This is a genomic window from Paenibacillus ginsengarvi, from assembly GCF_003626695.1.
Taxonomy (GTDB): Bacteria; Bacillota; Bacilli; order Paenibacillales; family NBRC-103111; genus Paenibacillus_AB; species Paenibacillus_AB ginsengarvi.
Map to the genome: position 1 here is coordinate 1 of NZ_RBAH01000034.1, position 21,251 is coordinate 21,251.

A 21,251-nucleotide genomic window follows, 5' to 3' on the forward strand; every position below is an offset into this window, starting at 1 on the left:
TGTTGGAGTTGTCCTTTTTGGCGGATTCCCGGAAAAAGTTAATGTAAAATAAAGTAATGAAATGAATTTTTCCTCAATTCAGCACGACCTGACATAGTGTGATAGAGTCTTTGCAACGCTAGTGGCCCGAACGTACGCTATTTTCAAGCTAGCGCGCCTTCGGTTTCAATAGCAGCTCCAAACGTACGCTATCAACTAAACCGACCGAAGTATAGACGGTTTCCGGCCACCCGGATAACCGTCTTTTCGGCTTTACCGCAGCTGCCAGCCGATTGCGGTAGAGCATCACTTGCACAGAGGAATAAGAGGGGTTGATTTGACAAATGCTGATACCGATCGCAACCGGAAAAGGGAGGCAATAAACATGAACAAGCAGCGAGCCGCGGAAATAGCCGCTTCGCCCGTCATGGCGAACGTGACGTGCGACGGCGTGCCCGTTTATATTCAGCATGTCGACGAAACGAGCGAGATGGCGCGTATTTATCCGCTTGGCGAACCGGAGCAGGAGATAAACGTATCGTTAGACAGCCTAATCGAGCATTAACCGGATCGGGGCCAAAGCGCGCAAGCGTTACGGCTCCGTGTTTCGTTTTGGCAGCCTAAAACCCCTTCGCATCCCGGAGCTTGCTTGTTTATAATGAGAGAAGGCAAACTGCGGCGGAGGTGAAGACGTTGTATTCGATAGATCCTTTTGTACGGCATATGGAGCTTGTCCGGTCGGCGATCCCGTCCTATCGCGAATATCCGTTCCATCTCGGAGCGATCCGCAGCCTGAAGCGGCTGGAATTTCACCCGAAGGTGACCTACATCGTCGGCGAAAACGGCATGGGCAAGTCGACCTTGATGGAGGCGATCGCCGTCGCCTGGGGGTTCAATCCCGAGGGAGGGACGAAAAACTTTTCGTTCTCGACGCGGGCGACCCATTCGAGACTGCACGAATACGTGCGGCTCGTGCGCGGCATGCGGAAGCCGAGGGATGGCTTTTTCTTCCGGGCGGAGAGCTACTACAACGTGGCGAGCCATATCGAGGATTTGGATAACGAGTTTTCGTTCGGCCCGCCGATCCGCAATTCGTACGGGGGCAAATCGCTGCACGAGCAGTCGCACGGCGAATCGTTTTTCGCCGCGTTCGTTCACCGCTTCGGCGGACACGGCTTGTACGTGCTCGACGAGCCGGAAGCCGCCCTGTCCCCGCTGCGGCAAATGGCGATGCTGGCGCGCATTCACGAGCTCGTTCAGGCCGGCTCCCAGTTTATTATTTCGACCCACTCGCCTATCGTCATGGCGTATCCCGACGCAATAATTTACAATTTGACGCCGGACGGCATCGAAACGAAAACGCTCATGGAAACCGACCATTTCATCATTATGAAGCAGTTTATGAACAATCCCCGGAAAATGCTGGACGAGCTGTTCGGCGACCAGGACGATTGAATGTAGAAACGGACAAGCAACTCACCGTTTGGAATACCAGTAGAGACCGTATTCCGTCATCGTGGAGGCGTGGCCCATCTGACGCAGCATCGCCGTCACATTGCCGCGATGATATGTGCCGTGGTTGACGACTTGCAGCACCATCTCGGACAGCCGCGTATCCCGCACCCCGGCGTACGGATTGTCCAGCACGATCGACTTGTCCAGGTCCGGCTGCTCGCGCAAAAAGACTTTGTATCGCTCGGCGAGCGCGGCATACGAAGCTTCCAGTTCCTCTATGCCGTATGCTTCGATCTGCTCTTTCATGCTTAGAGTGCCGGCCATCGCTTCGCTCATGTTGATCCCCGACATCGTATCCAGCCAGCTCAGATCGGTCATGTGAATATGGGCCATCACGATCGAGACGGACGGAAATACGCTCTTTACCTGCTGGGTGTATACCTCCGGCGGCAGCTCTTTCAACCGCCGAAACATCGTTTCGTTCGCCCAAACGTGAAAATCGTACATTTCGATCGCATAATGAGTCATTGTTTTGCCTCCCAGTGGTCGATTCGTTATATTCTCATTCTACAACAACTCCCCTGACAGCTGCTTGTCAGGGGAGTTTGATTCGCCAGGTTACATTTACGGAAATACTGTCCTCAAATACGATAAAGCGGCCGCTGCCTCATCCTCAAACCGGTTCCACGAGCATTCGATCGACAGTCTTCCGTCGTACTTGGCCTTGCGGACGTTAGCCGCAAAAGCGTCAAAAGCGTCTTCGCCCGCAGCCGGAGCAAAGCGGCCGGCGCTTGCGACATGAACGTGACGGAGCAGCTCCCGATGCTCTACCACGCCCTCGTAAGCCTCCCCGTCCCGGCACATATGATAAAAATCGGCGAGCACGCAAATCGACTTGCGGTTCAGCAGCCGGGCGAACCGGTCCGCCTCGGGAACACTGTTGATGATGTTGCACTCGCTCCGGTTCAGCGGCTCGATTGTTATCGTAATATCCAGCGGGTCCGCGACGTCGGCGGTCCACTCCAGAAACCGGACGATTTGCTCCTCCGCCCGCTCCCGCTCGAAGCCGTCCGGCACCATTCTTGCTTTTCCGCTGCCGAACACGACGGTCTCGCCGCCCGCCCGTTTCACCCGCTCCAGTGCCTTGTCCAAGTAACGGCGAATCCGGTCCGCGTCCACCTGCTCGCCTACGATCTTCAGATCGCCGGGCAGCATCACATTAAACGCTTCCGCCGAAACCGGACTTTCCCTAAACTTCGCCAGCACGTCGCGCACCTCGGCATCGCTTTGCTCCGCCTGCAAGGAAACGACCGTACATTCGATAAAATCAAAGCCGGCCTGCCGCACGACAGGCGCCTGATCGATTTTGGCGCAAACGCCGAATTTCATAGTCTCCACACTCCCGGCAATTTATTTTAATGATTAAATAAATTAAGCGGGAAATTTCCAATAGGTCCCAAAGCACCGATACTAGGAGTATACACCATCGCTGAGAGCGCATCCATCATTAATTAGGAAAGTTTTTCGCTTGGAACAATTTGGCGTAAACTCGCGTCTATTCAAAAGGACGAATCAATTGGAGGGATCGGATGCGTACAACTATCGTATGGATGCTAATTGTCCTGCTGTCGGCAGGCATTGTCTTCTCCCTGGCCCCGGCGCCCGCAAGCGCATGCTCCTGCGCGGGACCCGCACCCGTACAAGAAGAGCTGAACCGGAAAACGGCCGTATTCTCCGGCAAAGTAACCGGGGTTGCCGGGCCGAACCGCGGATTCATCCGCTCTTCCGCCGACCCGGTCCGAATCACGTTCGAGGTCGGCAAAGTATGGAAAGGGGAGCTTCTCGCGCAAACGGACGTATACACGGCGTCGAGCTCTGCCAGCTGCGGGTATGATTCCTTTGCAGTCGGTAAGGAATATATCGTATACGCCTCCACGGACAAGGACCAGCTCGTTACCGGCCTTTGCAGTCGGACGAAGCTGCTGACGGCCGCAGGCGAGGATCTGCAAGCTCTCGGAAACGGGTACGGGCCGTTACCCGGGAAGAGCGGGCCGACAAGGAACGTACCGCTTACCGCCGACATCGCCGCCGTTGTTGTCCTGCTGGCAGCGGCCGTATCGTTTCTCGTTACCCGGAAGCGCAGGCGCTCATCGTAATGACGACGGAGCGCTCGGGTTCGGGGAGCCAAGGCAATCGCTATTTGGGGAATAAAAAGGAGCGGAGTGGAACATTTGCATCTGGAACAGCGAAGCGGTCGCCTTTACAATCGGATTCCAACCTTGGGAATCATTCGATCAAGGAATCCGATTGTAAGAGCGAGTGGAAGATCAAATGTTTCCGCAGCGGCCGTAATCCATCCCTCAAAAACCCCGAATAACGATTGCCTTTCTCTGGCAGCGCGGACCACTATTGACGGGCTTTGCGATCCGATCTACCATATAAGAATTGTAAGCTTGCCGAAATGAAGGAGGACTCGCAATGAGCGAGCATAACGACCCATACCCCCAATCCGCGGGAGCCGAACGCTCCGAACTGCGGGGCGACTGCGAGAGGTGCTTCGGCTTATGCTGCACCGCGCTGCCGTACGCGGCTTCGGCCGACTTCGCCGCCGACAAGGACGCCGGCCAGCCTTGCCCGAACCTGCAAGCCGACTTCCGCTGCGGCGTGCACCGCAGCCTTAGAGAGATCGGCTTCCGCGGGTGCACCGTATACGATTGCTTCGGCGCCGGGCAGAAAGTATCCCGCCTCACTTTCGGCGGCATCAGTTGGCGGGAGGCGCCGGAATCGGCGAAGCCGATGTTCGACGTGTTCCCGGTCATGCGCCAGCTGCACGAGCTGCTCTGGTATTTGACCGAGGCGTTAACGTATCCCCCGGCGCGTCCGATCCGGACCGAGCTGGAGGCCGCTCTGGAAGAGACGGAACGGCTGACCCTGCTGGATGCCGACACCATCCTGAAGCTGGATGTGTCCGCGCACCGGGACAACGTGAACAAGCTGCTCCTGAAGACAAGCGAACTCGTACGGAACGAGGCGCAACGCACGTTAAAAGCACCTTCGGGCCGCCGAAAAACATATGGCCGCGGAGCCGATCTGATCGGAGCCAAGCTGAGAGGAGCCGACCTGCGCTGTGCCAACCTGCGCGGGGCCTATCTCATCGCCGCCGACCTGCGAAGCGCGGACCTGCGCGGGGCCGATCTGATCGGCGCGGATTTCCGGGACGCCGACATTCGGAGCGCCGACCTGACCGGCAGCCTGTTCCTCACCCAAGTTCAGCTGAACGCAGCAAAAGGGGATGCCGGCACGAAGCTGCCTCCCACGCTCGCACGCCCGGCGCATTGGTCCGCTTCCGGAGCGTCCTAGAAGCCTCCGGGGCGCTCGTTGCTGCGCCATATCGTTCCATAACAATCCGTCGTCACTGGCATCTATTATCGTAACAGGATGTATTACGATAGCTGCAGAGAGGCTACCGCGACTTCGTAGTCTACCGGCTTTACCTCCCGGCAACCAGCGCATCAACGATCATACGGAACAGCCGCAAGTCGTCCAGCGAATCCTCAACCGTCGTTTTCGGCTGCATTCCTTTCGTCACGACCTGATGAAAATATTCCAGCTCCACCGTATACGGGTCCTTGAATGTCGGGCTGACGACCGTTCGCGTAAACGAAGTGCCGACCGTTTCTTCAACGATTTTGGTCGTTGGCAAATGGCGAATATACGGAGTATCGTATTGCACGGTAATCGCTTTTGTGTCCCCGTACACTTGCAGATGGGCGTCGAACCGGCGATTGAGGTCCACGCCGGTTTCGAAGGTGGCCCAGTAGCCGTCGAATTCGAACAGCGCGGTAATATAATGGCCCCCCTTCCAGCTCGAAGCCGCCCCCACCCGTCGCGGAAAACCGATCAGCTCGCGCATGGCCGACAAATCGTGGCTGTTCAATCCGCACATATGTCGGTACACCGACCCATATTGGGCGGCCAACTCGCCAAGCGCCAGCTCCGTCATTCTCCGGCCTCTTCGCACCCGGTCCTGGGTAAACTCCTCCGGAATATCGTCTGGCAGCAGCACGTTGCTGGTCTCGTCGATAAAAAAGCGGTTCGGTCCTATAATCGCGCGAATACGCGCGTAATTGATTTTGTCCAGCGCGCGGACCTCCTCCACCGCTTCCGTGTAGGCCGGCGCAAACCGCCTCATGTAGCCCACCATCACCTGTTTCCCCGCCTCGTCCCGCGCGCGGATGATCGCTTCCGCATCTTCCGGGCACAAGCAGACCGGCTTCTCGATCAGCACATGCTTCCCGTGCCGCAGCGCCAAGATGGCGCATTCCGCATGGTATTCGTCGCTGTTCAGGACGAAAACCGCCTCCGCATCCGTAGAGCGCATCATCTCAGCCACATCCGTATACCGATCGGGGATCCGGTAACGGTCCCCGATCGCCTGCAGCAGCTTGCGGGATACGTCGCAGACCGATACGATTTCATAACGGTCCGACAGGGACTCCAGAATAGGCAAATGAATAATTTGCGCCACGCTCCCCAGACCGACGATCGCCACCTTTACTTTTTTCATTGCTTCGTTCACTCCCTAAGATAAGGTTCGGTTACTGCTTTACATTGTAATTCCCCCTATTTATGATGGGAATGACGCAGATTCCGTCCGCTTGACTTATTTTCCGATTATTCGTCCGGGAGCGATTGCAATGAACGATCCGTTCTCCATCTCGACCAATTACTCGATCAACAAAAAGCCGTATCACACCAACCGGGTGCTCGCCTCCCATCTGCTCCGCCTGCAGGCCGAAGGCTGCTGCGAGGTGGCGCTGAACGGCGACCGGCATACGTTGAAGCCGGGAGACCTGTTGATCGGCAAGCCGGGCGACAGCTACGTGCTGCACATCGGGGCAAGCGAGCCTGAAGGGCCGGTGCGCAGCGGAGACTACTACTTGTTCAGCACGATCCCCTGGATAAACGATTGGTGGGAGGAGGGCATGCCAAGGTACGTCCACATCGGCTTGGACGAACAAATCGTGTTATTGTGGAAGGCGCTCATTTACGAGAACCGGAAAATGGCCGACGCCGATGCCTCTATGCTCGATGCGCTGCTGCGACTGTTATATGCCGCGGTGAAGCGGCTGATCGGCAGGCGAGGAGCCGGCTCGGTAAACCGTTACATTCCGTACAAAATGAAATCGTATGTCGAGCAAAACGCCTCACGGAAATTTACGCTGGGGGAAGTCGCCGATTCGGTAGGTCTCGGCATCTCCCGCTCGTCGCAGCTGTTCCATGAAACGTTCCGCCAATCCGTTATGGACTATGCCTTGCAGGTGCGGCTTGCCATGGCCAAAGATCGGATCGCTTACGACAATGCAACGCTGGAAGAGATCGCCCATGCATGCGGCTTCCCAACCTACTCGTACTTCAGCCGGGTATTTCGCGCCCGATTCGGGCTGTCGCCGAGCGAATTCAAGCGCAGCAACCGGACGCCTTTGCCATAGCCGGATCGCTCCGGAGACAGGTTCTCGGCTTGGGCGCGGTCGGCCAACAGCCGGATATACATCACACCGCGCGCAGACAGCTGCGCGCGGTATATGTTTCGTTCAGTAATAAGTTTTAGACTCGTCCGTCGCCACCACGTCGATCTCTACCAGCAGCCCGTAGTTCAGCTCGCAATAAACGACTGTCCGCGCCGGATAAGGCGGCTGGAAATAGCTCCGATACAGCTCGTTGAAAGGCCCGTACAAACTGCGGTCGGACAAATATACGGTCGCCCGGACGATATCGGCTGTTGTCAGGCCCGCCTTTGCCAGCGCATCCGCGATATTGCGCATCGTGACCTCAAATTGGGTAGCGAGGTCATCCCCGGCAATCCGGCTCGTCGTCAGATCGATACCGCCTTGACCGGACACGTAGACGCTTGATCCGCTGCGAACAGCCATCGAGAACGGCGGACGCCGCAACACCTGCTCCGGCGCAGGCAACTCACCGCCTGGCTCCCCCTGATCCACCGCCTTCACGGACTCGTCCCGCTCCTGCCCGTAGCGGATGTCGAGCAGCGGAGTGTCGACACGTCCGTGCGCATATAGCGCCTCCATCCCGTAACCGATCAGCCCCGTGCTCATCAGCACGCGCTCCATCGGAAAAGGGGGCTGCCCGCTTATAACGAACGCTTCGATCATACGAGTAAGCCGCTCAAAGTGGCCGAAAGGCCGCTTCTTTTCGCTGTCGCAGCGCGCTGCGGTAACGCCGCCGTCCGAGCGGAACGCGTACCCCCACTGATCGACAAGATCCTTGAACTGGATCACGTAACCCCGGCTGCCGTCCGCATATTCGGCGGCGAACAGCACCGGATCGTTATCGCGCTCCCGCGGATGGACGGCCGGAACGTCCGGATAAACGCTCAGCGCGCTTTTCAGCAGCGCTTCGGGCCATTCTCCCCGGTCCATCGCGGCCCATACGTCCGCGCCCCGCAGCGCCCATACGGCGCTTACGCCCGTCTCCCCGCCGCTTCTCCGCTCGGCGAGCGATTGCAGCACCTCGAGCCCGTGATAACCGTACGCTTCAATCGAGGTCGAGAAGCTGACAACGAGCCATTCCCGCGCCGTCTCAAGCTGCGCCGGATCATACGCCGGAACAGGGGGCGTATGGGGAATGGACGAGCCGCCCAAGAACGGGATAGCCCGCCGCTTCAGTTGGTTGTACATCCACTTCGCTTCGTTCAGATCATAGGACAAGTGCTTATCGGAGAAAATCGGCACGCGCACATTCAGCTCGTCCAGCGCCTCCAGCGTTTCGCGGAGCAGCCGGCAGCGCGGATACATCTTCTGCCCTTTCTCGTTCGTCGGGTAATCGCCGTGCTCGCCGATAATCAGAACGCCGTCGATCCCGCCTTCGGCATGGGCAAGCTTGATCGCCTCGGCGATCGTCCCGCAGATCGGGACGCCGCGGCGCGCGGCCATGTCCCGGCTCATGTCGTTATCCGGTACTTGGTCGGTGTAGATCGATACGACCTCAAGCTGCGGAGCATAGTCGAAATCACCCAGCAGCCGCCCCAGAATGACGTCCGCGTGAGCGTTGAACCGGTATTCGGTCACGATCGCAGCCACCCGTTTGCGCTTCCCGCCTCCTGCTTGCGGCATAGCCTGCTCCCCGGTCCTTGCGTCCGGTCCGCTCCTCATAGCCGTTCCTCCCCGCGATCCATCGCCTGCACAGTCCGGACGATCCAGCCAGATACCGCCTCCGCGATCGTATCCAGATAAAGCCGGCCTTTCTCGGCCGTAGCCCGAACCGGCGCATCCGTATAGCCGTCACAGCCGGTCAGCTCGCCGTGCCTGCCGACGAAGGCCCCCGGCGGCCCGGCGAAAATCCAGTCGCGCTCGGGATGCGTGGCGCCGATCCGATCCGTGCGGACGAGTCCGTCGCCGAGCGCCATAATCGCCGACGTCTCGAACCCGCCCGCGTGGCCCGGCACCGGGCCGACCTCGCTCGCATCGATCCGCTGCAGGCTTTCCCGCGCGAGCGACCAGTACGAGGCCGCCGCCGTCCAGATCGGGTGGCGCACAGCTAGATCGTTCGCCACTTGCTGCATCATCGGCTCGTTGCCGCCGTGGCCGTTCAGGAATATGATTTTGCGAAAGCCATCCTTCACCAGACTTTCCCCGATATCCCGCAGCACCGCAAAATAAGTCATCGGCGACAAGGAGATCGTCCCGCCGAACGACAGATGATGCTCCGAGCAGCCGATCGGCAGTACCGGTGCGAGCAGCACCGGAACGTCCCGGCCTGCCGCGCGAACCGATTCCTCGGCGATATGCCCGGCGATCCATGTATCCGTGTAAACGGGCAGATGGGGGCCGTGCTGCTCGGTTGCGGCGAGCGGAACAAGAATGGCCCCTCCTCCCGAAGCGAAGGCGCTTATTTCTTCCCGCGTATGCTCATGCATCCAGATCGATTTCATATATGGAACCCTCCGTCTACCGAATAAAGCGACGCTGTCACGTACGAAGAGGCGTCTGACAGCAGAAACGCCGCTACCTGATTGATCTCGTCGCAGCTTCCGCTGCGGCCCAGATACGTTTCCTCCCGAATCATGCGCACGTGATGTTCCGTCTGCCTGGCCAGTTTTTCCGGCGCTTTAAAGTCGCCCGGAAGCAGCGCGTTCGCGCGTATGCCGTAATCGGCATAGTCCCTCGCGATCACTTTCGTCAATTGATTCACTCCGGCCTTCGCCGCTCCGTAGCCGAGGCAGCCTTTTTTCACCACATGGCCGAGCACGGACGACGTATTGACGATCGAGCCGCCGCCGGTGCGGATCATGATCGGAACCGCATATTTGCAGCATAAAAACGCGCTCGTAAGCGTTCCTTTCAGCGTCGCCTCCCATTCCTCCAGCGATAAGTCGAGAAGCGGCTTCCAGACGTTCTTATAGGCGTTAAAATAGCCGCCGTCCAATCGCCCGAACCGGCGCTCGATTTCGTCCGCGACGGCTTTCACCTGCTCCTCGTCCGCAGCATCGGCCTGAATGAATACGAACCGGCTATCGCCGTATTCGTCCGCCAAGGCCTGCATAGCCGGCACTTGTTCCAGCGGCACAATATCGCTGCAGATCAGTGTCGCACCTTGCTGTAAAAACATCGGGATGGCCGAACGCCCCAATTGTCCGAGCGCGCCGGTCACCCATATCGTTTTGCCTTGAAGCATGCTCTCTACACTCCTCATCCGATCGCTTCCGGGCGTAGCCTTCCACGGCTCCCCGAACCGCGCCCCTCGCATATGCCAGCGCCGGAACATCTGAGAAGAGGCTTGCCGCTTTGCTGTCGGTCCCGGCTGACGACTTCATCGTAACCCGGACGGCTCCTCTTTTTCAATCCCTAATATTCATGTTTGTGAAAAATATTTTTATATATGATAGGTTTTAGATTGCTTGATTTGGACGACTACCTTTCCTTTGGCACCTCCGCCTTCCAAATAACGAAGCGCCTCTTCGGCATCTTTCAGATCGTAAACCCGATCAATGACGGGCTTAATATGACCGGCTTCTATATAGTTCTTAAGCACATTCAATTGCGCCCCGCTCGGTTTCATGAAAAGATAGTGATAGTTCGTTCCGCTTTTTTTCTCAAGCGTTGTGATTTTGCGGCTCACAATAGACAAAATAGCCGTTTTTACCCAGCCCAGCTGCTGATCTTTCCCAAATCGCGCGTTCGGCATCCCGGAGACGGATACGATTTTTCCATGTGGCTTCAAGATCCGGAATGACTTTTCCAGTGCGGCACCGCCTAAAGTATCGAACACTGCATCGTATCCGGTAAGCAGCTCTTCGAAATTTTCTTTTTTATAGTTAATGATCCGATCGGCCCCCAGCGATTGGACCAGCTCATAGCCTTTATCGCTTGCCGTTGTGGCGACAAAAGCACCCATTAATTTGGCGAGCTGAATCGCGAACGTTCCTACCCCGCCTGCGCCTGCGTGGATCAAGATGCGCTGGCCATTTTGCAAGTTCATAATATCGTGGAACGCCTGGTACGTCGTAAGTCCAACCAGCGGTACGGACGCCGCTTCTACAAAATTTAAATTTTGCGGCTTCAGCGAGATATCGTCCTCGTGAACGGCAATATATTCGGCTAATGTGCCGATCCGGTTTTTACGGGGTCTGCCGTAAACTTCGTCTCCTGGTTTAAAGGTTTGTACCCGTGCGCCAACCTGGACGACAACTCCGGAAAAATCGTTTCCCAGGATTAAAGGAAAGCTGTATTTCAGCAGAAACTTTACTTTCCCTTCTTTGATTTTAAAGTCGATTGGATTTAGGCTGGCTGCATGAATTTCCACCAGCACATCATGTTCTCCGATAGAAGGCGCGGGCCGGTCCGACATCAGTAGCGGAACGTCTTTTCCGTATTTCTCAATAATCATGGCTTTCATCGTTGATCACCTCTATTAGGATTATTGGTTTAAACATATAAACCAATTATGCAAAAAAAGCTACTGCAGGTAATTTCCTTACACTATTGGCAGTCACAACGGCCGATCGCACTCGGCCTCGACGGCGGCAATTAATGCTTTTAGTTGCTCGAGCGGTTTGCGGACGGTCAGCACATAATGGTTTTCAACGCTTTTCTTCTCGGATGTTATAAATCCCGACTGTTTCAGCACCTTCAAATGATGGGAGACGGCTGGCCTGGACAACTGGATCTGGCTCGCTATCGTGTTCACATTCAGTCCCGATTTGTGCTGGGCCAGCAGCATAATGATCGCTTGACGGTTTTCATCGGTCAACACATCCAGCAGAGGGATGCACGCTTTAAATTGCTGCAGAATAGACTCGGTTTGCCCGCTCATTGAATACCCCTCAATTCGTTCATTCGTTTAATCTCTTAAACCTATTGTAGCTTCAGCAGACGGCCTCAGTCAAATGGAAAAGAAGACCAAGACCGCATATCTGTAAATGAGCGCTCCCGTCTTTGCCGGCTGCGCCCTCAATTTTGACAATATACGCGATAGCTGAGTTCTCTGCAGCCTTGACGAATCCATTCGGCTGCGCGGCTCCAAACATCTGGAGATATGCGGACGGTCGGTATCGATACGCTCATCGATGCTACGATGGTACCTTCCGAATCATAGATCGGGCCGGCGATGCAATGCACATCATGGACCGTTTCGCCGAGATTGTACGCGAGTCCTTCTTTGCGAGCGGTATCCACTTGTTCCAGCAAGCGGTCAACAGAAGTAAGCGTGCTTGCCGTAAGCCCCTTCAGCTCGCCGGATGGATACAAGCTGCGAATCTCGTCTGCAGAGCAATTGACCAGCAACATTTTGCCTGATGCGCTCGCATATAGAGGAAGCGTCTTGCCGAACTGGTTCGTGAATCGGAGCGGTGTCGAAACCTGCTTCTCCGCGATGTAGATCAGTTGATCGCCACCCCGCACGCCGAGAAAAACCGTCTCGTTCAAACCGTCCACAATCTTGTCCGCAACCCGGTAAAACTCCGAGATCAAGCTCGTACTGCGCATGTAACGGGTCCGAATCTCGAAAATTTTATAACCGATGTGAAACATTTTACCCGAACGATCCGCTTCCAAATAACCGCGGGACAGCATGTTCTGCACGAGCATATAGGCGCTGCTGGCCGGCATGTCGAGCCTCGTTGCAATGTCCGTAATGCTGTAGGCGTCCTGCTCCCCTGCGAACAATTCCAGGATGTCGAGCACTCGGTCCGCCGACTTCACTTTATGCGTCTTGTTCTCCACTTTCCACTTACCTTCCGAAGTAGTTTCACATATATGAATAAGTCTATTAGAGTTTGCGGCGGGATGCAAGCGGAAGTTGGATGAAATGGAACGGCTCTATGCCAAATGGACAAAAAGAGGAAGCCGCCGGAGCAGAGCCGCGATCCCCGCGAACTCGTTCGAAGCTTCCTCTTTAAGTTTCGGGGGCCCCCGACAATGGTTTTGCCTACGCCCTACTTTGTGGGGTTGTCTAGCTTACACCTGCTCGCCGAAAATGCCCATGCTCAAGTACCGCTCGCCCGTATCCGGCGCGATGCAGAGCACCCGCTTGCCTTTGCCAAGCCGGCGGGCCACCTGTAGCGCCGTCCAAACCGTAGCGCCTGCGCTCGGTCCGACCAGTATGCCCTCAAGCGCAGCGAGCTGCTGCGTGGTGCGAATCGCATCTTCGTCGGCGACCTGAACGATTTCGTCATAAATGTCCGTATTCAAAATTTTCGGGATAAAGCCCGGGCTCGTCCCGACCAGCTTATGAGGCCCCGGCTGTCCGCCCGACAGCACCGGCGACCCTTTCGGCTCGACGACATAAATCTCGATATTCGGCAGATGCTCGCGCAGCACCTCGCCGGTGCCCGTAATCGTTCCGCCCGTGCCGGAGGAGGCGACGAAGGCGTCCAGCCGGCCTTCCGTCTGCTCGATTATTTCCAACGCCGTCGTGATGCGGTGAATGTCCGGGTTGGCCGGATTCTCGAACTGCTGCGGGATGAAGCTGCCCGGAATTTGCTCCCGCAGCTCGAGCGCTTTGCTGATCGCTCCCGGCATCCGCTGCGCCGCCGGCGTCAGCACGACTTCGGCACCGTAAGCCTTCAAGATATTGATCCGTTCCTTGGACATATTGTCCGGCATGACGAGAATGGCGCGATAGCCTTTCGCCGCTGCATTCATAGCGAGTCCGATGCCGGTATTGCCGCTCGTAGGCTCGATAATCGTCGCCCCCGGCTGCAGCTTGCCGTCCTTCTCGGCTTGCTCGATCAGATTAAAGGCCGCACGGTCCTTCACACTGCGGCTCGGATTGAAATATTCCAGCTTGACGTACACCTCGGCGTCATCCGGCCCGACGAGCCGGTTGATCCGGACAGCCGGCGTATCGCCGATCAGCTCCGTAACGCTCTGCACCATCTTCTTGCTCATACGTAGTACGCTCCCCTGCCATGAAGTATACTACCAGTATAGCATAAATCCATTGTATTGTTATCGGAATTTGTCGGATTGCACGGTATGCAGTCGGCCGCGCATAAGCGCCCAGGCGAGCAGCGGGGAGCTTCCGATTCCGAGCAGCAGCCAGTTGATGGCCGACGGAGCCGTCGTCCACGAGACGACCAAGATGAATACGATCGTGCCCAGCATCCTTCCGATGTTAAGCGCAAGCTCGCGCATCACGACATATTCGACCCGATGCTCGGCGCTTTCCCGGTCTCGCCCGATCATATCGAATACGGAGGAGGTCATCGGGATCGAATACAGCGGGATGAACAGGGCGATGCCGATGCCGAATACGAGCAGTGTCGTATAGCTGACCTGCCAGAAGAAAGGGAGAATGACCGCCATCATCATCGTCACGCCGACGAGCATGCCTTTCTGACGGTAGACTGGCTTCAGCCATTTCCCAACCATATAGAAGCTCACGAGCGCAACGGCGGACGTAATGAGCGAGAAGTTGCCGAGACGCATTTCGTTTTGCGTAGCGATATAAACCATAAGGCCGATCATGAAGCCGAACACGCCTTCGCGAATGCCTTGTGCGATCAAGGCAAGGCTTACCCTTCTCCAAGGGCTGCCCGCTTGCTTCAAGATGCGGAGGGTATGGTCCCATTCGTAGGTGCCGGTTACCTCGCGCTTCTTCAGGAAAAAGCTGACGATCACCCCGACAACGAAAATGGCAAGCGATATGGCAAAAATCAGCCGGTATCCATTCGTGCCGGGCATATGCGTAATGAGAAAACCGGATACCCACGGCGCGATCATGCCCGCCCCGGAGCCGAGCAATCCCGCCCAGCCGTTGAAACGATCGCGATTGTCCCGCGATGTAATTTCGAAGTAAACGACATTAAACGCCAGCCAGAAAAAGCCCGACGACAGCCCCATCACGAAACCGAGCAGCCACACATATGAAACCGCCTGCTGCTGAAGCAGCAGCACAAGCGAATAAAATAAGGCGGCAATCGCGATACCGAGCCGCAGGCTGTTCATTTTGTTATGTTCCTTCACCCATTTGCCCGCGAGCCAGAACGTTAGAGCCATCGTCACCTGATTGGCGAAGGCGAACCAGCCGATCAAGGCGAAGTCGCTTTTGGCCTTCCACAAATACACGTTCACGAACGTGCCGGATAACGCGCTCGCGGCTGCGAACAAACCGTTCACGATCAACAACAGCCACGTTTGCGCGTCAAATCGCGCCTTCGACCTTCTGCCGGCCTCACGTTCGCGGAAAAGGTTCTCCCGCTCCTCCGTCCCAACGAATAGTCCCGTCAGTCCGGACGACTTCTCCCGGACGGCCGCTTCTCCGTTACGATCCGTATTCCGCTGCATGAGCCTCACCTGTATGTTTAGTTTGCCGCCACGGCTTTCTATAACGTACCCCAAAGCGTACGCTTCTACCCCGGCATTATTTTCGATACCATGATGAGCCTGCAAGAACAAAAAAAGACGACCTGCTTCAAAATGAAGCAAATCGCCATGCTTATGCTCAGCCGCGTTTCTCGCGATCCTCTTTGGACAGTTCGCTGACGAGACGAAACCGGTCGTCATCGGACAACGAATGCGCCACTCCGAAGCAGGACGGACACACGAACACGTTCAGCTTGAAGGGCGGCGTTAAAAAGGTTGGCGCGCTCTCGCTCGGTTGGAACGGAACGAACCTGTCCTCCCCTACGTTCATAGTGCCGGCCATCACCATCTCGTCCTGACAGCGGGCGCACTCCATGACGTCCTCCTGCTGCTCCAGCCGCTTCTTGACGGCCAGCTCGTAGCCGTTCAGCTCCGTCAATTCGTCGTTCTCGTCATCCGTAAGCTCCAGCTCGTCTCCGTCCAGATGTACATGCAAGCTGCGGTAATCGTTCAACTCGTTAAAGCAGTGGGGACATGTTTCTTCCGGACCAACTTCCTCGTCCCAAACAATTTCCGTCTGACACCACGGACAAACCGCGGCCGAATGATTATCACTCATCGATTTTTTCTCCCATCAGGCGTGTTTAACGAAATAATATACGCCTACGGCTAGAAACGCAAGCGAGACGATCAGAAGCGTTCCCCATAAATATTTCATACTCAGGTCACGCTCGCTCCGACAACGTACGAAATCGAGATGGATATAATCATCGACAGCAAGCCGACCGCTTTGTTATCCTTCTGAATTTCCTCGTCAATTTTGAAGACCGGAGTCAAAAATTCGAAGATGAAGTAGGCGACAAGCAGCAGCACGAAACCAAAGCTTGCCCAAATGATCGAATGCAGAACCGTATCGTTGTTCAAAATGGCGAAGCGAAAAATATTGCAAATCCCGAATATTTTTCCTCCTGTCGCCATCGCTACCGATACGTTGCCCTTCTTGATCTCGGCCCAGTCATTATACTTTGTCACAAATTCGAAGATGGCCAAAAAAACGACCAGCGCCAAAATGGCGATCGAGAAAAAAGCGAGCGTTTCCAAATACGGGTTGCTGAGCAACACATCCACCTCTTCGTTCATCTAAGTTCAGCCGCCTTTCCGAAAAAATGGCTGAAAGAGACTCGGGGACATGGCGAAAATCGGCTTCGCAGCCGATTTTCGCGTAAACATTCCCAGTCTCTTTTGTTGCCATGCCGCTTAAGTCAGCCTATGCTTGATTACAGTTCTTGCTTCTTGGCATTTTTGGCGGCCAGTTGAGCTTTCATTATAGCGAGTTCGTCGTCCACAGCGCTGCCGCCTTTGTCAAGAGCGTCCAGCTCATCGTCGAGCGAGCGGTTCGAGCCGCGCATTTCTTTGCTGGCTTCCGCTTCGGCTTCCATCTGCAGCACTTTCTCGGTCATCCGGTCGAAGCCTTTCGCCGCATTGTCCGTACCGAAGCCGCTCATCGCCTGGTTGATTTGCTTTTGCGCTTTAGCCGACTCGGCGCGGGCAATGAGCAAATCTTTTTTGTTTTTCATTTTGCTGAATTCGTCTTTCATCTCGCTAAGCTGGGAGCGAAGCTGATCGGCATTCGTCTTGGCGATGTCATATTGGCGCTTGAACTCGTCATAGCGGGCTTGATGCTCTTTCTTATCCTGAAGCGCCTTGCGGGCCAGTTCCTCATTGCCTTGCTCGAGCGCCTTCATCGCTTGCTCGCCGCGGCGGTTAACCATATCTTCGGCTTCTTCAGCTTGCTGCTTGAACTTTTTCTCGATCGCGATTTGCTTCGCTACTGCAGATTCGGCTTCCATAATATCTTCTTCCATATCGCGCAAAAACTGGTTCAGCATTTTTACCGGATCTTCCGCTTTATCCAGCAAATCGTTGATCGATGCCATCGTCAGGTCACGCAGTCTTTTGAAAATTCCCATTGTAAAATTCCTCCTCATATTTATGGAATCATTTGCTTCATCCGTTGGCCCAGCGGTTTTATAACCTTGTGTTCACACTCATTTCATACGCAGACGGCCCGAGGAAGTTTCAAAATCGAATTCGATTTTCTAAAAAAGTTGACGCCATTTCGACAAAATCGCCCATCTGCGTTCTTCTTTCCGTTTATAACGAGGCAGGCCGCGGTAAATGTGCAGCGTCTCGCCGTAGGCTCGCTTCGCTTCCGCGCCTTTGCCAAGCTTGTCGTACAGGCGTCCGAGCCGGTAACCGGCCTCGCACGACGAGAAGTTGATATGCTGCAACTGCTCCAGATACCCGATCGATTCATCCGGCGACGAATCAGCTAACGCTTCGGCCAGCCGCAAATACGGCTCGCCGTATTTCACGCGGGGATTCAGCTCGAGGCTGTGCAGAATAATCCGCCTGCCTTCCTCCAATTCCCCCAGCTTCAACCGGCATAAGCCAATCTCGTACAAAACGTCGGCGGAATCGTAGACGCCGTTAACTTGTTCCAGCAGCGGGAGCGCTTCGCCGTATTTCCGCTTCTCTATATAAAGCCTGGCAGCCTCCAGCTTGTTCGCGGCGTGATGCGGGGCGAGCGCTAGCTCGCGGTTCAACTGCGACAGTCTCCGGCTGCGCCTAAGCGGCTTCAGCAGACTGGGCGACAGCCCGATAAACCTGCGATCCAGCAAATAAAGCAGCGCGAGCAAGACGATTAAGGCGAGAAACGGATTGCCGACAAGCCACCATATAAGAGCGAACAAAAAAAACTTGCTCATCTCGCCACCTCCCCTTTCATTTTACCATACGTAAGGCCGCCTCATATACCATCTTTCGGCGAAAGACGCGACAAATATGCAGAAATAGCCAAATAAGAGAGACAGAAAAGAAGGCTCGCGCGATCAAACGGCCGCCCGAACCTTCTTTTTTTCGTATGTCCCAACGCGCCGCCGCTTACTTCAGCTCGACGACAGTAACGCCTGCTCCGCCCTCGCCGTAATTGCCGAGCCGGTAGCTTTTCACATGCTTATGACGCTTGAAGTAGTCCTGCAGCCCGGTACGCAGCACGCCCGTTCCTTTGCCGTGAATGACGTACACTTGCCCGAACCCGTTCAGGAAGCTTTCGTCCAGAAAGCGGTCCGTCTCGATCATCGCCTCTTCCAGATTGCTGCCGCGCAAATCGAGCTCGGTGCGGACGTTCTCGTCCCGGCTCCGTTTGACGCTGGCCGATACCGGCTGCACAGGCTTCACGGCCGGAGCTTGCTTGATGAGCTCCAGATCGGCTTTGTTCACCTTCATTTTCAAAATGCCGAGCTGTACCGTCGCTTCGCTTTCGCCCGCCATTTCCACGATGTGACCTTTCTGACCTAGCGAGACGACGCGCACCTCATCCCCGACGCCAATGACGTCGGCCTTTTTCTTCGCCGTCTTCACCGCGTCGCGCTTATCCCGCAGCTCCGGCGCCGCCTGGTCCAGCCTGCGCTTCGCGTCGATCAGCTTATGCTCCTTGACCGCGCCCCGCTCCTCCAGCGCGAGCCGGCGCAGCTCGCGTATCACTTCGTCGGCCTCTCGGCGGGCATTGGCTACCGCCGCCTTCGCCTCCTGCTCCGCCTTGGCGAGCAGCTTGTCGCGCTGTTCGCGGAACTTCTCGCGCTCGTCTTCGAGCTGGCTGCGAACCCGCTCCGCTTCGGCGCGCTGCTGCTCGGCCTTCTTGCGCTCGTCCTCGCTCGTCGCCCGGTTCGCCTCCAGCGAGGCGATCATCGTCTCGACGCGCTTGTCGTCCTCGTCGACGTGGCCGCGCGCCATCTCGAGAATCGGCCTCGGCAGCCCGAGCCGCTCCGCTATCGCGAAGGCGTTGCTTCGACCGGGCACACCGACAAGCAGCCGATACGTCGGGCTAAGCGTTTGAACGTTAAATTCCATACTTGCGTTAATGACGCCCTTGCGTTCAAACGCATACGCCTTCAGCTCGCTGAAGTGAGTCGTAGCGATGACGCGGCAGCCGAACTGATGAATGTATTCGAGCATGGCAATCGCCAGCGCCGAGCCCTCCGCAGGGTCCGTTCCCGCTCCAAGCTCGTCGAGCAGCACAAGACTTTTCGGAGTCATTCCTTTCAGTATGGAAATAATATTGGTCATATGGCTCGAAAACGTACTTAAGCTTTGCTCGATGCTCTGCTCGTCCCCGATATCGGCATAGATCGCATCGAACACGCACATCTGGCTGCCTTCCTCGGCCGGAATGAACAGCCCCGACATCGCCATCAGACTGAGCAGCCCGACTGTTTTGAGCGACACCGTCTTGCCGCCCGTATTCGGTCCGGTAACGATAATCGTCGAAAATTGATTGCCGAGCTCGACATCGAGCGGCACGACCGCCGCCGGATTCAGCAGCGGATGACGTCCTTTCTTCAGCTTCAGGAAACCGCGATCGTTCATGATCGGCAGCGTCGCCTTCAGCACTCGGGCAAGCCCGCTTCGGGCAAAAATAAAATCTAGCTCGCCGAGCGCTTCGACCGATAGGCTCAGATCCTCCGCCGCTTCGGCTACGAAGCCGGACAGCATAATAAGAATTTTCTCGATCTCGCGCTCTTCCCTCATCTTCAGCTCGCGCAGCTTGTTGTTCAATGTAACAACCGCTTCCGGCTCGATAAACAGCGTCGCTCCGGATGCCGACTGATCGTGGATCATGCCGCCGAAGCTGGCGCGGTATTCCTGTTTGACCGGAATGACATACCGGTCGCCGCGAATCGTAATAAGCGAGTCTTGCAGCATCTTCTGAATCGAAGGCGTGCGGATCATCTGCTCCAGCTTGTCGCGGGCGCGCGATTCGCTCGTCCGCAGCTCTTGGCGAATACGCGCGAGCTCGGGACTGGCGCTGTCGAGGATGTCTGCCTGTTCGTCGATACAGGACTTAATCTTCTCTTCCACTTCGCGATTTTCGCTAATCGGCTCGGTTGCCTGGGCCAGCAGCGGAATCGGCTCGTTCTCGTGCATCGTCAGCAAAAACCGCTTCAGCTTGCGGCCGCCGCCGATCGTGAGCGCAATGTCCAGCAGATCGGCCGGTCCAAGCGTGCTGCCGATCCTTGCCCGGGCAATTGCCTGCCGCACGTCGCGAATGCCTCCGAACGGAGCGCCGCCTTTTAGCCGGTCTACTTTGAACGCTTCATCCGTTGCCTGAAGCAGCTGTTTTACTTCTGCAAAGTCCAAGCTGGGCTGGACTGATTCAGCTTTTGCCTTGCCTAGCGATGTAGCTGCATGCTCCGCAAGGCGAAGCCGTATTTTATGGTATTCAAGTGTTGTCAACACTTTCGGATTCAATGCCAGTCAAACTCCTTCCATATTTCCCCGCAAAGTGGAATGCTTTGCGAGGAGCCCCAAAGACACGTATGTTTCTTTATTATATCCGAAGGGCCCAGGATTAGCTATTGAACGAACAGTTATACGAAATTTGCCCGCCGCCATCCTCCCCTGAATTTGGCATCATACGTCCGGCACTGTAGGAGAAAATAAAGATTGCACCACGAACCTTCATAAGGAGGCAGCTTCTATGCGGTTTCTAGGCCATGTGGTCCGGTTTATTGTATCGGCCATCGTTCTGATGTTTGTCAGCTGGATCGTTCCGAATTTCGCCGTCGGCGGATTCTGGAGCGCTTTGTTCCTAGCCCTCGTCATTGCGCTGCTCGGCTGGGTTGTCGAAGGCATCTTCGGCAAAAAAGTTACGCCTTTCGGGCGCGGCATCGTCGGCTTTCTCGCCAGCGCGGCCGTCATCTGGCTTGCGCAGTTCATTGTCGGCGGCGTATCCGTTACGGTTGTCGGGGCGATTCTGGCCGCGCTCGTAATCGGCATTATCGACCTGTTTATTCCGATCAGCACTCCGTTCGAAGCGGGGCGCAGCAAGGAAGAGGCCAGGTAACGCCGATTATGCGGTTCCCCCGAAAAAACGGTCTGCTCCCTAAAGGCGAGCAGACTGTTTTTTTCGTTCATAAGAAGTTCACGAAGCGG

The 21,251-nt window shown here is 56.1% G+C and carries 22 protein-coding genes; 6 read left to right on the forward strand and 16 right to left on the reverse strand.

The window, feature by feature from the left end; all coding sequences use genetic code 11:
* Positions 1–364: 364 nt before the first annotated feature.
* Together D7M11_RS31225 and D7M11_RS31230 are read left to right on the forward strand one after the other, a co-directional pair.
* Positions 365–544 (forward strand): H-type small acid-soluble spore protein, encoded by a 180-nt coding sequence (locus D7M11_RS31225; RefSeq protein WP_120751208.1) that lies wholly within the window; start codon positions 365–367, stop codon positions 542–544.
* A gap of 158 nt (positions 545–702) precedes the next feature.
* Positions 703–1,434 carry an AAA family ATPase gene (locus tag D7M11_RS31230; protein WP_120751265.1) on the forward strand — a complete coding sequence of 244 codons (732 nt, stop codon included), beginning with the start codon at positions 703–705 and terminating at the stop codon, positions 1,432–1,434.
* A 21-nt stretch (positions 1,435–1,455) separates the two neighbouring features.
* On the opposite strand, the gene D7M11_RS31235 is transcribed toward D7M11_RS31230, so the two are convergent.
* Together D7M11_RS31235 and D7M11_RS31240 are read right to left on the reverse strand one after the other, a co-directional pair.
* Positions 1,456–1,962, reverse strand: coding sequence for a DinB family protein (locus tag D7M11_RS31235; RefSeq protein WP_120751209.1), 507 nt, complete (start codon positions 1,960–1,962; stop codon positions 1,456–1,458).
* A 96-nt stretch (positions 1,963–2,058) separates the two neighbouring features.
* Positions 2,059–2,823 (reverse strand): sugar phosphate isomerase/epimerase family protein, encoded by a 765-nt coding sequence (locus tag D7M11_RS31240; RefSeq protein ID WP_120751210.1) that lies wholly within the window; start codon positions 2,821–2,823, stop codon positions 2,059–2,061.
* Between the two features lie 200 nt (positions 2,824–3,023).
* Here D7M11_RS31240 and D7M11_RS31245 point away from each other — a divergent pair, with 200 nt between their 5' ends.
* A complete protein-coding gene (locus D7M11_RS31245) occupies positions 3,024–3,590 on the forward strand; it encodes a hypothetical protein (RefSeq protein ID WP_120751211.1) in 567 nt (188 codons plus the stop codon).
* A gap of 322 nt (positions 3,591–3,912) precedes the next feature.
* Complete coding sequence (locus D7M11_RS31250) at positions 3,913–4,794, forward strand: pentapeptide repeat-containing protein (RefSeq protein WP_120751212.1); 882 nt, start codon at positions 3,913–3,915, stop codon at positions 4,792–4,794.
* Between the two features lie 130 nt (positions 4,795–4,924).
* Here the strand turns inward: D7M11_RS31250 and D7M11_RS31255 are convergent, their stop codons facing one another.
* Positions 4,925–6,001 (reverse strand): Gfo/Idh/MocA family protein, encoded by a 1,077-nt coding sequence (locus tag D7M11_RS31255; RefSeq protein ID WP_120751213.1) that lies wholly within the window; start codon positions 5,999–6,001, stop codon positions 4,925–4,927.
* Between the two features lie 130 nt (positions 6,002–6,131).
* Here D7M11_RS31255 and D7M11_RS31260 point away from each other — a divergent pair, with 130 nt between their 5' ends.
* Positions 6,132–6,926, forward strand: a complete 795-nt coding sequence (locus D7M11_RS31260) for a helix-turn-helix domain-containing protein (protein ID WP_120751214.1) — start codon at positions 6,132–6,134, stop codon at positions 6,924–6,926.
* A 102-nt stretch (positions 6,927–7,028) separates the two neighbouring features.
* Here D7M11_RS31260 and D7M11_RS37575 read toward each other — a convergent pair whose 3' ends face one another.
* The 13 genes from D7M11_RS37575 to D7M11_RS31330 all read right to left on the reverse strand — a co-directional run bounded on the left by D7M11_RS37575 (position 7,029) and on the right by D7M11_RS31330 (position 20,567).
* Positions 7,029–8,606, reverse strand: a complete 1,578-nt coding sequence (locus D7M11_RS37575) for a RidA family protein (RefSeq protein WP_240041392.1) — start codon at positions 8,604–8,606, stop codon at positions 7,029–7,031.
* On the reverse strand, positions 8,603–9,385 hold the full coding sequence (locus D7M11_RS31275; RefSeq protein WP_120751215.1) for a creatininase family protein: 783 nt from the start codon (positions 9,383–9,385) through the stop codon (positions 8,603–8,605). Before D7M11_RS31275 ends, D7M11_RS37575 begins: the two co-directional genes overlap by 4 nt.
* Positions 9,382–10,128, reverse strand: coding sequence for an SDR family NAD(P)-dependent oxidoreductase (locus D7M11_RS31280; RefSeq protein WP_158606943.1), 747 nt, complete (start codon positions 10,126–10,128; stop codon positions 9,382–9,384). Before D7M11_RS31280 ends, D7M11_RS31275 begins: the two co-directional genes overlap by 4 nt.
* Positions 10,129–10,326: 198 nt before the next feature.
* Positions 10,327–11,349: an NADP-dependent oxidoreductase gene (locus D7M11_RS31285; protein ID WP_120751217.1), complete on the reverse strand. Its 1,023-nt coding sequence runs from the start codon at positions 11,347–11,349 to the stop codon at positions 10,327–10,329.
* Between the two features lie 93 nt (positions 11,350–11,442).
* On the reverse strand, positions 11,443–11,766 hold the full coding sequence (locus tag D7M11_RS31290; protein WP_120751218.1) for an ArsR/SmtB family transcription factor: 324 nt from the start codon (positions 11,764–11,766) through the stop codon (positions 11,443–11,445).
* Between the two features lie 137 nt (positions 11,767–11,903).
* Positions 11,904–12,674: an IclR family transcriptional regulator gene (locus tag D7M11_RS31295; RefSeq protein ID WP_240041393.1), complete on the reverse strand. Its 771-nt coding sequence runs from the start codon at positions 12,672–12,674 to the stop codon at positions 11,904–11,906.
* A gap of 234 nt (positions 12,675–12,908) precedes the next feature.
* Positions 12,909–13,841, reverse strand: a complete 933-nt coding sequence (gene cysK / locus D7M11_RS31300; RefSeq protein ID WP_120751219.1) for a cysteine synthase A — start codon at positions 13,839–13,841, stop codon at positions 12,909–12,911.
* Positions 13,842–13,901: 60 nt separating this feature from the next.
* On the reverse strand, positions 13,902–15,239 hold the full coding sequence (locus D7M11_RS31305; RefSeq protein WP_120751220.1) for an MFS transporter: 1,338 nt from the start codon (positions 15,237–15,239) through the stop codon (positions 13,902–13,904).
* 157 nt (positions 15,240–15,396) lie between these two features.
* Positions 15,397–15,876: a hypothetical protein gene (locus D7M11_RS31310; RefSeq protein ID WP_120751221.1), complete on the reverse strand. Its 480-nt coding sequence runs from the start codon at positions 15,874–15,876 to the stop codon at positions 15,397–15,399.
* A 101-nt stretch (positions 15,877–15,977) separates the two neighbouring features.
* Complete coding sequence (locus D7M11_RS31315) at positions 15,978–16,397, reverse strand: DUF350 domain-containing protein (RefSeq protein ID WP_120751222.1); 420 nt, start codon at positions 16,395–16,397, stop codon at positions 15,978–15,980.
* A gap of 137 nt (positions 16,398–16,534) precedes the next feature.
* Positions 16,535–17,227: a PspA/IM30 family protein gene (locus D7M11_RS31320; RefSeq protein WP_120751223.1), complete on the reverse strand. Its 693-nt coding sequence runs from the start codon at positions 17,225–17,227 to the stop codon at positions 16,535–16,537.
* Between the two features lie 129 nt (positions 17,228–17,356).
* Positions 17,357–18,025 carry a tetratricopeptide repeat protein gene (locus tag D7M11_RS31325; RefSeq protein WP_120751224.1) on the reverse strand — a complete coding sequence of 223 codons (669 nt, stop codon included), beginning with the start codon at positions 18,023–18,025 and terminating at the stop codon, positions 17,357–17,359.
* A gap of 175 nt (positions 18,026–18,200) precedes the next feature.
* Complete coding sequence (locus tag D7M11_RS31330; protein ID WP_120751225.1) at positions 18,201–20,567, reverse strand: endonuclease MutS2; 2,367 nt, start codon at positions 20,565–20,567, stop codon at positions 18,201–18,203.
* 229 nt (positions 20,568–20,796) lie between these two features.
* Between D7M11_RS31330 and D7M11_RS31335 the strand changes: the two genes are divergently transcribed.
* On the forward strand, positions 20,797–21,162 hold the full coding sequence (locus tag D7M11_RS31335; RefSeq protein WP_120751226.1) for a phage holin family protein: 366 nt from the start codon (positions 20,797–20,799) through the stop codon (positions 21,160–21,162).
* The last annotated feature ends 89 nt before the right edge of the window (positions 21,163–21,251 follow it).